Source organism: Leclercia sp. S52 (assembly GCF_039727615.1).
In the GTDB taxonomy this organism is placed as follows: domain Bacteria; phylum Pseudomonadota; class Gammaproteobacteria; order Enterobacterales; family Enterobacteriaceae; genus Enterobacter; species Enterobacter adecarboxylatus_B.
Genome location: NZ_CP152474.1, coordinates 1,412,030 through 1,426,476, shown reverse-complemented (window position 1 = coordinate 1,426,476; position 14,447 = coordinate 1,412,030). Strand labels below are relative to the sequence as shown.

Genomic DNA, 14,447 nt, shown 5'->3' with positions numbered 1-14,447 from the left:
ACGACGACTACACTTTATTTTCATCAGGATAGTGACGCGGGAAGGAGTGTATGGCCCAACAAACCCGGCATTTTTCGCTTAAAGTCTTAACGATCAACATTCATAAAGGATTCGCGGCGTTTAATCGCCGTTTCATTCTGCCCGAACTGCGCGACGCCGTACGTACCGTCAGCGCGGATGTCGTCTGCCTGCAGGAAGTGATGGGCGCGCACGAAGTGCACCCGCTGCACGTGGAGAACTGGCCCGATACCAGCCACTACGAATTTCTTGCTGACACCATGTGGAGCGATTACGCCTACGGGCGCAACGCCGTTTATCCCGAAGGGCATCACGGCAATGCGATCCTCTCCCGCTATCCCATCGAACACTACGAAAATCACGATGTGTCGGTTGGCGAGAGCGAAAAACGCGGGCTGCTCTACTGCCGGATTGCCGTGCCGGAGCTGGCCATGCCGCTGCATGTAGCCTCGGTTCACCTTGGCCTGCGCGAGGCACACCGCCAGGCGCAGCTGCAGATGATGGCCGAATGGGTCAACGCCCTGCCGGAAGGGGATCCAGTGGTCGTGGCCGGAGACTTTAACGACTGGCGTCAACGCGCCAGCCATCCGCTGAAGGCGGAGGCCGGGCTGGAGGAGGTATTCACCCTCGCGCACGGCAGGCCTGCCCGCACCTTCCCGGTCAGGTTCCCGCTGCTGCGTCTCGATCGTATCTATGTCAAAAATGCCCATGCCAGCAGCCCAACCGCGCTGGCGCTGAGTAACTGGCGTCACCTTTCCGACCATGCGCCGTTAAGTGCGGAGATTCATCTATGAAATGTTCATGGCAAAGCGGCAACCGCATTAAGCTGCTGGAAAATGGCGATCAATATTACCCGGCGGTGTTTGCCGCCATCGATAAGGCCCAAAGCCGGGTGCTCCTCGAGACCTTCATCTGGTTCGATGACAGCGTAGGCCGCAAGCTGCATGCCGTTATTCTGCGCGCGGCCCAGCGCGGCGTGCATATCGAAGTGCTGCTCGACGGCTACGGCTCCCCCGATCTCGACGACGACTTCGTCGGGGAACTCACCGCAGCAGGCGTGGTATTCCGTTACTACGATCCGCGCCCGCCCCTGCTCGGCATGCGCACCAACGTCTTCCGCCGTATGCACCGTAAAATTGTGGTGGTGGATGAGCAGGTGGCCTTTGTCGGCGGGATTAACTACTCGGCTGAACATATGTCGGACTACGGTCCGGAAGCCAAACAGGATTATGCCGTCCAGGTCGAAGGCCCGGTGGTGCAGGATATTTTGCAGTTTGTCGTGGAAAACCTGCCCGGCAAAGCCGCAGTGCGTCGCTGGTGGAAGCGGCGTCATCGCGCCGAGGAGAACAGGACGCCGGGCGAGGCCCAGGCGCTGTTTGTCTGGCGCGATAACGAAGAGCACCGGGACGATATTGAGCGGCACTATCTGAAGATGCTGGCCAACGCCCGGCGCGAAGTGATTATCGCCAACGCCTATTTCTTCCCCGGCTATCGTCTGCTGCACGCCATGCGCAATGCGTCGCGGCGCGGCGTGCGGGTGAAGCTGATTGTGCAGGGCGAGCCGGATATGCCGATTGTCACGGTGGGCGCGCGCCTGCTGTACAACTATCTGGTGAAAGGCGGCGTGGAGATTTACGAATACCGCCGCCGTCCGCTGCACGGCAAGGTGGCGCTGATGGACGATCACTGGGTGACCGTCGGCTCCAGCAACCTCGATCCCCTCAGCCTGTCGCTGAACCTGGAGGCCAACCTGATTATTCACGATCGCCAGTTTAACCAGACCCTGCGCGAAAATCTTTCCACCATCATCGCCGAGGATTGCGTGCGGGTGGATGAGTCGATGGTGCCGAAACGCACCTGGTGGAATCTGGGTAAAAGCGTGGTGGTGTTCCACTTCCTGCGTCATTTCCCGGCCCTGGTGGGCTGGCTGCCGGCCCATACGCCCAAGCTGGCGCAGGTGCCGCCCCCGGTGCAGCCCGAGATGGAGACCCAGGATCGGGTCGAGGCAGGTAACACGGGAGTAAAACCCTGATGAGCAAAAAACATTCGCGCTGGCGTCTGGCAAAAAAGATCCTTACCTGGGTATTTTTTATTGCCGTTGCGGTGCTGCTGGTGGTTTACGCGAAAAAGGTCGACTGGACTGAAGTCTGGAAGGTGATTCGTGACTATGACCGTGTGTCGCTGCTGAGCGCGATCGCGCTGGTGGTGCTGAGCTATCTGCTGTATGGCTGTTACGATCTGCTCGGGCGGCGCTACTGCGGGCATAAGCTGGCCAAGCGCCAGGTTATGCTGGTGTCGTTTATCTGCTATGCCTTTAACCTGACCCTGAGCACCTGGGTTGGCGGCATCGGGATGCGCTACCGGCTTTACTCCCGCCTGGGGCTGCCCAGCAGTACCATCACCCGCATCTTCTCCCTGAGCATCACCACCAACTGGCTGGGTTATATCCTGCTGGGCGGGGTGATCTTCACCGCGGGCGTGGTGCAGCTGCCCGACCACTGGTACATCGACCAGACGACGCTGCGCATTCTCGGCGTGGTACTGCTGCTGGTGATCGCCGTCTATCTGTGGGCCTGCGCGTTTGCGAAGCGGCGCCATGTGACCATCAAAAAGCAAAAGCTGGTCCTCCCCTCCTGGCGCTTTGCAGTGGCGCAGATGGCTATTTCAGCCGGTAACTGGATGGCGATGGGGGCAATCATCTGGCTGCTGATGGGCGAGGACGTGAACTACTTCTTCGTGCTGGGGGTGCTGCTGGTGAGCAGTATTGCCGGGGTGATTGTGCATATTCCGGCCGGGATCGGCGTGCTGGAAGCGGTGTTTATCGCCCTGCTGGCGGGGGAGCATGTCTCCCACGGCACCATTATCGCCGCCCTGCTGGCCTATCGTATGCTCTATTACTTCCTGCCGCTGGGGCTGGCAACGGTCTGTTATCTGGTGCTGGAGAGCCGGGCGAAGAAGCTGCGGGCCAAAAACGAGCAGCAGATGGCGAAGTGATATCCCCTCACCCCAGCCCTTATGTCTTGATCTTATCTGCGAGGTGGAGAAGATCAAGACATAAGGGCCAGAGAAAGGGCATAAGACCGGATGTTATCGCCGAGCGTTATCATCCACTAAACGACGCTCATCATCTTCAAGGCGATGTCGAGCTTCGTCCAGCTGACGCTGGCGGTCATTCTGCTGGCGTCGCCGAGCCTGAGCTGCCTGCGACGGCTGTCTTAGAACGGCAGTAGCGGAGGAATCTCAAATTCTGTCGCGAGTAGTCCTCATCAGGCCTCAGACATCTCCATTGAGCGAATCACAAAAAAGTCCTGGGAGATACCCGCTCCTTTTTCAACGGTTTGCAGGTCGTGTACAAACCATGCGTACATTTCTGGCGGTGCAGCATCTATGGGAAATGGCTGGGGCTTACCGAGGTGCGCCGCATGGAAATAATCCAGAAATCGCTTCGCACGCCACAGCGCCGGCCCATACACATTCGGTACGATATCCCTGCGCCTGTCCATGGGGTCCTGTTCCATACTGTTTCGCATTCTGATGGCGGCATCCTTCACGTCATCAAGCCAGCCCCAGTTTTGCTGTAACACAGACAGTTCAGTGGCGTACTGCCCGGCGGTCTCTTTCGCCTCCTGAGTAATGCCTGCAAACCCTACTGATGCGCCAGCAGAGGCCAGCGTATCGCCGCGCTGCTTTTCGTATTTCATGCATTCCGTGCGGTACTGATAGTACTGACGGCCCAGCCAGTCGATATAGCTGTCCAGATGACGGTTCTGGCATGCGGTGCTTAATGCGGAAAAGGGCAGAGCGCTCTGGTACGCCTTTGCCCACTGCAGGACGGACTGGTTTTTGACATTGTCCTGGACGGTGAAATAAGCAGCCACATCCGTATCTGTTTTATCGAGTGACTGAAAATCAGGGAAAGGCACGCCCGCCATGGTCGCCTCACGGTACATTCTGTGGAGCGCCACGCGGCAGAGTTCCGCACTGGGTTTCTGTTCGTCCGGTTTCAGGCCCCCGCCGATGTCCTCCGCGCATCCGGGATAGAGTTCTTCCTTATGCGCCGGGTTATTGCCGGTGCGGTACAGGCAGCGCCAGACGCGGGTTTCATGGGCGGCAACCAGATGTAGGCTTTTCTTTACCGCCTCAGGCAAGGGGGGTGTCCTGGTCGATGGACTTGTCCCCCAGCAACACGCTAATCCCTTTTATCGGCCCGCCAAACGCCGAGATAAAGTAATCCACGCCGTTGTTGTTGCTGGCCGATGTGCGTCGCGAGCAGTCAAACAGGCCGGTAAAGACGATAAGCTCCCTGAACAATAGCGTCGTTGGCTCTGATGGCATTGAGGAGGCACTCGATACATATTGTGCCACTAAGCGGCGGATACTGACCCGGGAGAAGCGGAATGGGTAGCGGCATGGTGGCCGGGGCCGCCGCCATTGTCCTTTTTGTCCGGCGCAGGTAGGTCCCCAGGGTGCCGTACTCGATTTTCCCGGCTTCGAGCCGCAGATAGCTTCCGCCGCCGATGAGCGTGATGCGCTTCTTCCCGGTAAATGAGATATCGCTCACCGACGTCAGGGCGAGCTTCTTCTCCGCATACAGCTGCATTTTCCCGTTCTGCGCCTGTATCTCCACCGGGCCTTCACTGGCTTTCAGGCTCAGTTGCCCCGTTCTTGCAAACAGACCCAGTTTCTCCCCCGCCAGCGCCGTCATGTTCCCCATCACGCCGGTGCTGATATCGCCTCCGGCGTTAATGGCGACATTCTTCGCAGCCGTCATCTGCATATGTTCCCCGCTGGTCAGCGCCACCCCTTCCGGCGCGGAGAACAGCAGGGTTTCATTCAGCGGTTTCAGGCGCTTTTCAAACATCTGTATCTGGCTGTCAATGTCGGCTTTCAGCGCCTGCGCCTGCTCTGCCGCCACCTCAAGCTGCTGAAGCTGTTGCAGGCAGATGTCGATTTCCTTCAGGGCGGTATCCATATCCAGCACCTCGCCCGCAGCCTTCTGTTGCCCGTCAGCGGTGATAAACAGCCCTTTTGCGACGCGAATTACGCCATATTCATCGGTTCTGAGCTCAAATCCCTTTCCACGAGGTTTCTCCTGTGCATCCACCAGATGCCCGGTATTCAGCTGCGTTTTGCCGTATTCCGTGGCGAGCTTGATATGCTCCTCGCCGCGCTGGTCTTCCATCCGCATCTTGTTGTTCGCGGGCGTGCGCAGCACGTTGCGGGTGTGGTTGTCGCGGGCGACATGGTCCGGGTGCTCAGAATCATGCAGGGCGTGGGAGATATACGGCAGGTCAATGTCGCCGCTGCTGTACGCGATGACGACTTCAGCACCGTCGAGAAGCGGGGTGTGCCAGCCGTATGTTTCACCGGTATACGGCTTCGCCATCCGCAGCCACAGGTATGCAAATCCCTGCTCAGCAGCATCCCGGTCAAAGTCCAGCCTGACGCGGTAGCGACCCTGCTCATCCAGATGCGCGTAGATGTCATTCTTTTCCCGGCTTTCAACCCGCGCCGGGAGGGTGCCATGCACTTCCGGGCGTTCGGTTTCCGCCGGGCGGAAGCAGTAACGTTCGGTATACGGCATCCCGTCGACGGACACATGCAGGCGGGTGTCGCGGGCGGCGTGGTACTCCACGGTAGTGATGACTATCCCTTCCTTAAGCGCGCGAATCACCTCCCCCCTGCGGCTCCAGCACCTGACCGGGCAGCAGGCAGGCGGCGTTACTCTCAAGGTGAATATGGACCGAGGCGTTCAACTCCCGCTCAAGGTGGAGACGGGCATAAAAGGCACCGGACTCAGTTTCTGGCTCCGGGTCACTGTCATTGCCGGCCTCCCGGTACGGCTCCGCGTAGCGGTAGTACTCCCCGGTGGTCATCGCCTCACTGCGCACGAAGACGGACGCATCCATCGGCATACTGGCAGTACGGTAGTTGTAGTCCCGTGTGCTGACCATGCCCGGCACCACCTTATACCGGGTGTGCACGTCCCACACCGACTCCTGTGCCCCGTCGTACAGTCCTGACGGCTCGCGGTACGGTAGGCGGACGTCAAAGCGGTAGTTCAGCTGACTGTCGGCGAAAATCACCGCCTCCAGACCGCGCGCTTCGTCCATCTCCATGCGCCAGAAAATCCCGACCTCTGAAAGTATGCGCTGAATAAATTCCAGGTCCGTCTCCCGCCACTGGGTAATAAGCTCCCGCGCCGGGTAAGTGCGCTCCAGGCGGAAGTCAAAATCCGCGCCTTCCAGACTGTGGCCGCGCAGCACCTGCTCCACCACCTCCGGCACCGACAGGTTCTGAAAGAGGCGGCACTGACGGGTGCATCTGAGCAGCGCCAGACGGGAACTGAGCACCACCTGGTAATGCGACTGGTCGGCAGTAGTGGAAATCCACTCCAGACGGGTGATGATGCCGTGCACCGCCTTCCCGCTGTGCATATGCAGGGTGGCGTGTTTCATCAGCACATCCTGCGGGGCGATATTATCCTGCGGGGTGGTGAAGTCGATTTCCCAGCGGAACGGCTCGCTCAGAGCCTCCCTACCGCTGAAGCGCAGCACGTCGGGGGTGACGGCGGAGCCGGTAATCCGGAGGGTGTGGCGGGTCTGTCCGTCGAAAAGCGCCAGCCAGTTATCCATAACAAAGACTCAATTAACATGGGGTTAATGAGCGATGGTTGCACGGCGGGGGTAAGCTGTAAATGGCTGGAACAGGAGTCAAATTCTGAAAATTGCGGAGGAATCTCAAATGCTGACCGCTTTTTGCAGCGCCTGCGAGGCGAACAATAAAAATTCGGTACGTAATGACATGGTATCTCTCGCATCCCACGACATAAGCGACTCCATAACAGGGGGTTCTTATGCCTTAGTTGTAGGTGTCTACTATGTCCCCGAACAAGTGTTCATGATGTCACCGGACCGTACACCCCATAGTTGAAAGTGAGATATCCCTTGTAGGCCCGGCAAGCAACGCGCCGCCGGGCATCACAGTTAACGCCGGTTGCCGAAGATGCGCAGCAGCATCAGGAACAGGTTGATGAAGTCCAGATAGAGCGTCAGCGCCCCGAGAATCGAGTATTTGCGCAGGTTAGAGCTGTCGCGCACGTCGATCTGCTCCCCGATATTTTTCAGCTTCTGCGTGTCGTAGGCCGTCAGGCCGACAAACACAATCACCCCGATATAGGTCACCGCCCACATCAGCGCTTCGCTCTTCAGCCAGAAGTTCACCAGCGAGGCCAGCACGATCCCAATCAACGCCATAAACAGCATGTTGCCAAAGCCGCTCAGATCGCGTTTGGTGGTGTAGCCGTAGAGACTCATCGCGCCAAACATCCCGCCTGCCACCACGAAGGTGCTGGCAATCGAGGAGTAGGTGTAGACGATGAAGATACTGGAGAGCGTCAGGCCGGTGAGCGCCGAATAGAGCATGAACAGCGTGGTCGCCATCCCCGCGCTGAGCTTATGCACCATCCCGGACAGGACAAACACCAGCGCCAGCTGGGCGATAATCAGACCAAAGAAGGTAATTTTGCTGGAGAAGACAAACATCATCACGGCAGGCGTGTTTGCTGAAAACCAGGCGACAAAAGCGGTAAGCAGCAATCCGCAGGTCATCCAGCCATAGACCTGCGCCATATAGGTTTGCAGGCCGCTACGGGTCTGCACGATGGAATCGGAACGGGGAAATCTGTCCATAACGCACTCCTTTTTAAGTGGACACACTGTTATAGACTAACACATCCCGGCAATCCGGCTACCAGCGGCTGGCGGCTTCCTTATCGCTGTCGCGGGACTCCACCCAGCGATCCCCTTCCGGGGTGGCTTCGCGCTTCCAGAACGGGGCGCGGGTTTTCAGATAATCCATAATAAATTCACCCGCGGCAAAGGCGCTGCCGCGATGGGCGCTGGTGACGCCAACAAAAACGATCTCTTCCCCGGGCCACATCTCCCCGATGCGGTGGATCACCGTCACCCGGCCGAGCGGCCAGCGCTCGCGCGCTTGAACGACGATCTCCGCCAGCGCCTTTTCGGTCATGCCGGGGTAGTGTTCTAGCGTCAGGGCCTTCACGCTGTCGCCCAGATTATGGTTGCGCACTTTGCCGGTGAAGGTGACTACCGCCCCGTCTTCGTCGCGCTCCGCCAGCCAGCCGTACTCCGTGCCGACGTTGAAACGCGCCCGATCGACAACAATTTTGGTCTCAGTCATCTCAACCCCCGGTCACCGGTGGGAAAAAGGCCACCTCATCGCCCGGTTTGACCGGATGGGTGAACTCCACCAGCGTCTGGTTTACCGCCGCCAGCAGTTTGCCTGCGTCCAGCGCCAGCGCCCAGCGGTCGCTCTGCGCCGCCAGATGCGCCCGCAGCGCCTCCACGGTGTCGAACTCTGTATCCAGCGTCAGGCTGTCGGTATTGACCAGCTCGCGCACCTGCGCAAAAAACAGTACCTTAATCATTCTCTTCCGCCCTGAAATCACCTGATTTACCGCCGCTTTTCGCCAGCAGGCGAACCGGGCCGATAACCATATCTTTCTGCACCGCTTTGCACATGTCGTAGATGGTCAACGCCGCCACGGACGCGGCGGTTAAGGCTTCCATCTCCACCCCGGTTTTCCCCGTCAGGCGGCACAGTGACTCGATGCGAACCCGGTTATGCTCCGGCTCGGCCCGCAGGTTAACTTCCACTTTGCTGAGCATCAGCGGATGGCACAGCGGGATAAGATCCCAGGTGCGTTTCGCCGCCTGGATCCCGGCGATCCGCGCGGTAGCGAAGACGTCGCCTTTGTGGTGGCTGCCGTCAATGATCATTGCCAGGGTTTCAGGGAGCATGGTGACGAACGCTTCCGCGCGCGCCTCACGCACGGTTTCGGCCTTGGCGGAGACATCCACCATATGCGCTTCGCCAGCGGCGTTGATGTGGGTCAGTTGCGACATAGCTTACTTCTTAAGATGAGGATGGAAATTACACGGACGGGTGCGGGCATCCAGCTGCGGGGCAATGATATTTTCCCACGCGGTGCGGCACGCCTTAGTGGAGCCCGGCATGGCAAAAATCACCGTGTTGTTGGCGATACCGGCCACGGCGCGCGACTGCAGGGTGGAAGTGCCGATCTCTTCAAACGAGAGCATGCGGAACACCTCTCCGAAGCCTTCGATCTCGCGATCGAACAGTGGCAGCAGCGCTTCCGGAGCCTGATCGCCGGCGGTAAAGCCGGTGCCGCCGGTGATCAGCACCACCTGCACATCGTCGCTGGCTACCCAGCGCGACACTTCCGCGCGAATAGCGTAGCGGTTCTCTTTAACGATGGCCTTATCGACGATCTGATGCCCCGCCTCGTGGGCTGCCTCGCGCAGCCAGTGGCCGGAGGTGTCGTCCTCTTCGCCACGGCGTTCGGAAACGGTAAGGATAGCAATACGCGTCGGGATAAATTCAGCGCTTACCTGACTCATCTTCTGGTTCCTTTTGCGATTACCCGCCTATGTAGGACAGGTTCTGGGTGATCCCGGTGTTGCCCTGATGCAGGAAATGGGTCTGTTTTTTGTGCATCAGCGCCTCAGAAATGCGCCCTTCCAGCGCAGCCTGCTGGGCGTCATCGGCCAGCAGATCGCGCAGGTCGACGCCGCCGTCGCCAAACAGGCACAGGTGCAGCTTGCCCACCGACGAGACGCGCAGGCGGTTGCAGCTGGCGCAGAAGTCTTTTTCGTACGGCATGATAAGCCCGATCTCCCCTTCGTAGTCGGGGTGGCAAAAGACCTGCGCCGGGCCGTCGCTGCGCTGGCGAAGCTGATGGATCCAGCCGCGTTTGAGCAGTTCATCGCGCAGCACCATGCCGGAGATGTGATGACGGGAGAACAGGTCGCTGCCCTCGCCGGTTTCCATCAGTTCGATAAAGCGCAGTTGAATGCGGCGAGGTTTGATCCATGCCAGGAAGGTGTCCAGCTGATGATGGTTCACATCGCGCATCAGCACGGTGTTGACCTTCACCTTGTCGAAGCCGGCCGCAAAGGCCGCGTCGATGCCCTCCATCACCTGGTGGAATTTATCCTGGCCGGTGATGGCGTGAAACTGGCGGGCATCCAGACTGTCGACGCTGACGTTAATCGCCGTTAACCCGGCGTCACGCCACCCGGCAACGTCGCGCGCCAGACGATAGCCGTTGGTGGTGACTGCAATCTGGCGGATGGCGTCGTTTTCACGTACAGCGGCGATGATGTCGGTGAAGTCCCGGCGCAGCGAAGGTTCACCGCCGGTAAGACGGACCTTTTCTGTGCCCATGGCGGCAAACGCACGCGTCACGCGGCGCACTTCGTCCACGGAGAGAAAGCCGTTATTGGTGATGCCGCCGGGTTTGTAGCCGTCCGGCAGGCAGTAGGTGCAACGGAAATTGCACACATCGGTAATAGACAAACGCAGGTAAAAAAACTTACGCGCGAATGAATCGGTAAGTTGTGAAGCCATGTACACCTTTCCTGATACGGGAGGCACAGTCATTTCTTTCTGTACCCTGGTGGCGAAACCGCCACGGCCAGAGCACCATATCTGTCGACACAGGCGCAAAGGCTAGAGTGTATGTTTTCGATTAAGAAAACGTGGTTATGCCGATAGTAGCGTGTTAATAGCAGTTTCGCTATTCTCGTGTTTCGCTATATAAACTTGTATATATCGACATGTTCGTGCCATTTCGTTCCAGAATACGTCATTATCACATTCTTGCATTGATATATGTCATTTTGCCCCGGGCGAAGCATCGTCATTTAGGGGTAGTTGAGTTACTGTTAAGGTGTTCGTCTTACTAAGGAATTTCTATGCGCAATCGCACTTTTGCGGATCTCGACCGCGTCGTGGCTCTCGGCGGAGGCCACGGACTGGGCCGGGTGATGTCCTCCTTGTCATCGCTTGGCTCACGGCTCACCGGGATCGTTACCACCACCGATAACGGCGGCTCAACGGGGCGAATTCGCCGCTCCGAAGGGGGTATCGCCTGGGGTGACATGCGCAACTGTCTCAATCAGCTCATCACCGAACCCAGCGTCGCTTCCGCGATGTTTGAGTATCGTTTTGGCGGTAATGGCGAACTTTCGGGGCATAACCTCGGAAATCTGATGTTAAAGGCGCTGGATCACCTCAGCGTGCGGCCTCTGGAGGCGATCAATTTAATCCGCAACCTGCTCAAAGTGGATGCCTTTTTGATTCCGATGTCCGAACTTCCGGTCGATTTGATGGCCATCGACAGCAACGACCATGAAGTGTATGGCGAAGTGAATATCGATCAGCTGGACCTGCCGCCAAAAGAGCTGATGCTCTACCCCAGCGTTCCGGCGACCCGTGAAGCGGTAGAAGCCATTGGTGAAGCAGATTTAATTCTGGTCGGCCCGGGCAGTTTTTACACCAGCCTGATGCCGCTGCTGCTGATCAAGGATCTGGCCCAGGCGCTGCGCCGGACGCCCGCTCCCGTGGTTTACATCGGTAACCTGGGCCGCGAGCTTAGCCCTGCCGCCGCCGGGCTTTCGCTGGCCGCTAAGCTGGCGTTGATGGAGCAGTACGTCGGGAAGAAGATTATTGATGCAGTGGTGGTCGGGCCTAATGCTGATGTGTCAGGTATGGAAGGTCGGGTGGTAGTGCAGGAGCCGCTCGAGGCGAGCGACATTAAGTACCGCCATGACCGGCATTTACTGCGCGTAGCGCTGGAGAAGGCGGTGCAGGCGTTGGGTTAGGTTGGTGCGGTCTGGTGCCCTCACCCCGGCCCTCTCCCACAGGGAGAGGGTGCAAACACTAAAAACGGCAACTATGTTGCCGTTTTGCTTTTATTACGATGCCGCGATAAACAGATCCCGCAGCTGGTGCAGCTGGTCGCGGATCTGCGCGGCCTCTTCGAACTCCAGATTCTGCGCGTGCTGCATCATCTGCCCTTCCAGTTCGTGAATTTTCTGCTGCAGCGCTTTCGGCGTCAGGGCAACGGTATCGGCCTCCACCGGTGAGCGCGACTTGCCGCGTCCCTTGGCTTTGGTTTTGGCGATGTTCTGGCCGAGTGCCAGGATATCCACCACCTTCTTGTTCAGACCCTGCGGCGTGATGCCGTGCTCTTCGTTGTAAGCCTGCTGCTTCTCGCGGCGGCGTTCGGTTTCGCCGATCGCTTTCGCCATCGACGGGGTGATCTTATCGCCATAGAGAATCGCCTTACCGTTCACGTTACGCGCCGCACGACCGATGGTCTGGATCAGCGATCGCTCGGAGCGCAGGAAGCCCTCTTTATCGGCGTCCAGAATCGCCACCAGCGACACTTCCGGCATATCCAGCCCTTCTCGCAGCAGGTTGATCCCCACCAGCACGTCGAACTCGCCCAGGCGCAGGTCGCGGATGATCTCCATACGCTCTACGGTGTCGATATCCGAGTGCAGATAGCGCACCTTCTCGCCGTGCTCCTCGAGGTATTCGGTCAGGTCTTCCGCCATGCGTTTGGTCAGGGTGGTGACCAGCACGCGCTCGTTGATGGCCGCCCTGGCGCGGATCTCAGACAGCAGGTCGTCCACCTGGGTGGCAACCGGACGCACTTCGATAATCGGATCCAGCAGGCCGGTCGGACGTACCACCTGATCCACCACTTCGTCGCCGGATTTCTCCAGCTCGTAGTTGCCCGGCGTCGCGGAAACGTAAATGGTTTGCGGTGCCAGCGCCTCAAACTCTTCGAACTTCATCGGACGGTTATCCAGCGCGGACGGCAGGCGGAAGCCGTACTCCACCAGGGTCTCTTTACGCGCCCGGTCGCCGCGATACATCCCGCCAATCTGCGGGATGGTCACGTGAGATTCGTCCACCACCAGCAGGCCATCCGCCGGCAGGTAGTCAAACAGGGTTGGCGGTGCCTCGCCCGGCCCGCGGCCGGAGAGATAGCGCGAGTAGTTTTCGATACCGGAGCAGTAGCCGAGCTCGTTCATCATCTCGAGATCGAACTGGGTACGCTGGCTGATGCGCTGCTCTTCCAGCAGCTTGTTGTTATCCAGCAGCGTTTTGCGGCGATCCGCCAGTTCGACTTTGATATCTTCCATCGCCTGCACGATGCGCTCGCGCGGGGTCACGTAGTGGGTTTTCGGGTAGACGGTGAAGCGCGGAATAATCGACTCCACGTGGCCGGTAAGCGGGTCAAACAGCGACAGCCGCTCCACCTCTTCATCGAACAGCTCCACGCGCAGGGCGAAGTCGTCCGACTCCGCCGGGAAGATGTCGATAACTTCCCCGCGAACGCGGAAGGTACCGCGCTGGAACGCCTGATCGTTGCGGGTGTACTGCAGCTCCGCCAGACGTCGCAGGATGGCGCGCTGATCGATAATCATCCCCTGGGTCAGGTGCAGCATCATCTTCAGGTAGAGATCGGGATCGCCGAGGCCGTAAATGGCTGATACCGAGGCCACCACCACCACGTCACGGCGCTCGAGCAGGGCTTTGGTCGCGGACAGACGCATCTGCTCGATATGCTCGTTCACCGAGGCGTCCTTTTCGATAAAGGTATCGGAGCTGGGAACGTAGGCTTCTGGCTGATAGTAGTCGTAGTACGAGACGAAATACTCCACCGCGTTATCGGGGAAGAACTCTTTCATCTCGCCGTACAGCTGTGCGGCCAGGGTTTTGTTGGGTGCGAGCACCATTGTCGGGCGCTGCAGATCGGCGATCACGTTGGCGACGGTAAAGGTTTTACCCGAACCGGTCACCCCCAGCAGCGTCTGGTGTGCAAGCCCATCCTCCAGCCCCTCTTTCAGACGGCGAATCGCTTCGGGCTGATCGCCAGAAGGACGGAAAGCGGAATTCAGTTTGAACGGTTTACTCATGAACGGCGACCTGATGATGATTAATACGGCAGGTGTGTAATTTTACTCCTGATGGCTATTTTTGCCAGTAAATTATACTGGATATAAAACCAGTAACATATGCGCCATTTTGTGCCATCACCAGTGGGAATCAAGCAAAGCTGCGCAAAATTTCGGCTGCGGCGGGATAAAATTCCATCAGGGGTGGGTTATCCCCAGAATTTTTTGTTTTTTAACATTTGTCAAGGCGAGGCGCCGGTCTTTACCCCATCCAATTGACACTTTGATGACAATGATTGCTTTTATTTAACGCGTTGATCTGCAAAAAAAGTTTTCTAAAAGACGCGTTTCGCAGCAATTCAGGCGCAGGCCGCGTATTTTCTCGCTTACCGTGTGTTTTCTAACTCTAATGCACATGGTTATCCACAGGAATAGTGGATAACTGCCTCCAGCCCATACGGAACGTGACTCGGCCCGTTCCCGGTTTTTACCCCCAGCGCGGCGGTAAAAAATTTTTATCGCCTAATTATGGCGATCTTATGACAAAAAACAGCGAACGAATTGGTGCGGAGTTGCTCACATTTTAACCAAAATAGTACCTGCACCAGGCGCATCATACGGGGCACCGATGCA

At 58.2% G+C, this 14,447-nt stretch carries 13 protein-coding genes, 1 pseudogene and 1 riboswitch; of the genes and pseudogenes, 4 read left to right on the top strand and 10 right to left on the bottom strand.

The features are described 5' to 3' along the window. The first annotated feature begins 50 nt into the window (after positions 1-50). The 3 genes from AAHB66_RS06780 to AAHB66_RS06770 are packed head-to-tail and all read left to right on the top strand — an operon-like array spanning position 51 to position 3,012. On the top strand, positions 51-812 hold the full coding sequence (locus AAHB66_RS06780) for an endonuclease/exonuclease/phosphatase family protein (protein ID WP_347115616.1): 762 nt from the start codon (positions 51-53) through the stop codon (positions 810-812). Next, positions 809-2,050, top strand: coding sequence for a cardiolipin synthase ClsB (clsB, locus tag AAHB66_RS06775; RefSeq protein WP_347115615.1), 1,242 nt, complete (start codon positions 809-811; stop codon positions 2,048-2,050). Before AAHB66_RS06780 ends, clsB begins: the two co-directional genes overlap by 4 nt. Continuing rightward, the gene (locus AAHB66_RS06770; RefSeq protein WP_347115614.1) at positions 2,050-3,012 is read left to right on the top strand and encodes a YbhN family protein; all 963 of its coding nucleotides are present in this window, start codon (positions 2,050-2,052) and stop codon (positions 3,010-3,012) included. The genes clsB and AAHB66_RS06770 overlap by 1 nt, the downstream gene beginning before the upstream one ends. A 272-nt stretch (positions 3,013-3,284) precedes the next feature. Here the strand turns inward: AAHB66_RS06770 and AAHB66_RS06765 are convergent, their stop codons facing one another. From AAHB66_RS06765 to moaA, 9 genes and pseudogenes are all read right to left on the bottom strand, one after another. Beyond that, positions 3,285-4,166 carry a hypothetical protein gene (locus AAHB66_RS06765; protein ID WP_347115613.1) on the bottom strand — a complete coding sequence of 294 codons (882 nt, stop codon included), beginning with the start codon at positions 4,164-4,166 and terminating at the stop codon, positions 3,285-3,287. Beyond that, positions 4,159-4,329, bottom strand: coding sequence for a hypothetical protein (locus AAHB66_RS06760; protein ID WP_347115612.1), 171 nt, complete (start codon positions 4,327-4,329; stop codon positions 4,159-4,161). Before AAHB66_RS06760 ends, AAHB66_RS06765 begins: the two co-directional genes overlap by 8 nt. Then, positions 4,292-6,653 (bottom strand): annotated as a pseudogene (gene vgrG, locus AAHB66_RS06755) (type VI secretion system tip protein VgrG). Before vgrG ends, AAHB66_RS06760 begins: the two are co-directional and overlap by 38 nt. A gap of 351 nt (positions 6,654-7,004) precedes the next feature. Beyond that, positions 7,005-7,709, bottom strand: coding sequence for a Bax inhibitor-1/YccA family protein (locus tag AAHB66_RS06750; protein WP_347115611.1), 705 nt, complete (start codon positions 7,707-7,709; stop codon positions 7,005-7,007). A 58-nt stretch (positions 7,710-7,767) separates the two neighbouring features. Beyond that, on the bottom strand, positions 7,768-8,220 hold the full coding sequence (moaE, locus tag AAHB66_RS06745) for a molybdopterin synthase catalytic subunit MoaE (protein ID WP_347115610.1): 453 nt from the start codon (positions 8,218-8,220) through the stop codon (positions 7,768-7,770). A 1-nt stretch (position 8,221) separates the two neighbouring features. After that, positions 8,222-8,467 (bottom strand): molybdopterin synthase sulfur carrier subunit, encoded by a 246-nt coding sequence (moaD, locus tag AAHB66_RS06740; protein ID WP_347115609.1) that lies wholly within the window; start codon positions 8,465-8,467, stop codon positions 8,222-8,224. Continuing rightward, entirely contained in the window at positions 8,460-8,945 is a 486-nt protein-coding gene (gene moaC, locus AAHB66_RS06735; RefSeq protein WP_059308466.1) for a cyclic pyranopterin monophosphate synthase MoaC, read from the bottom strand. Before moaC ends, moaD begins: the two co-directional genes overlap by 8 nt. Positions 8,946-8,948: 3 nt before the next feature. Next, positions 8,949-9,461 carry a molybdenum cofactor biosynthesis protein B gene (gene moaB / locus AAHB66_RS06730; RefSeq protein ID WP_347115608.1) on the bottom strand — a complete coding sequence of 171 codons (513 nt, stop codon included), beginning with the start codon at positions 9,459-9,461 and terminating at the stop codon, positions 8,949-8,951. A 19-nt stretch (positions 9,462-9,480) separates the two neighbouring features. Beyond that, positions 9,481-10,470: a GTP 3',8-cyclase MoaA gene (gene moaA, locus AAHB66_RS06725; RefSeq protein WP_347115607.1), complete on the bottom strand. Its 990-nt coding sequence runs from the start codon at positions 10,468-10,470 to the stop codon at positions 9,481-9,483. Beyond that, positions 10,458-10,592, bottom strand: a riboswitch (molybdenum cofactor riboswitch). (Overlaps the previous gene by 13 nt.) Before the next feature lie 225 nt (positions 10,593-10,817). Here moaA and yvcK point away from each other — a divergent pair. Continuing rightward, positions 10,818-11,726, top strand: coding sequence for a uridine diphosphate-N-acetylglucosamine-binding protein YvcK (gene yvcK, locus AAHB66_RS06720; protein WP_347115606.1), 909 nt, complete (start codon positions 10,818-10,820; stop codon positions 11,724-11,726). Positions 11,727-11,819: 93 nt separating this feature from the next. Here yvcK and uvrB read toward each other — a convergent pair whose 3' ends face one another. After that, positions 11,820-13,835, bottom strand: coding sequence for an excinuclease ABC subunit UvrB (gene uvrB / locus AAHB66_RS06715; RefSeq protein ID WP_347115605.1), 2,016 nt, complete (start codon positions 13,833-13,835; stop codon positions 11,820-11,822). Positions 13,836-14,447: the final 612 nt, after the last annotated feature.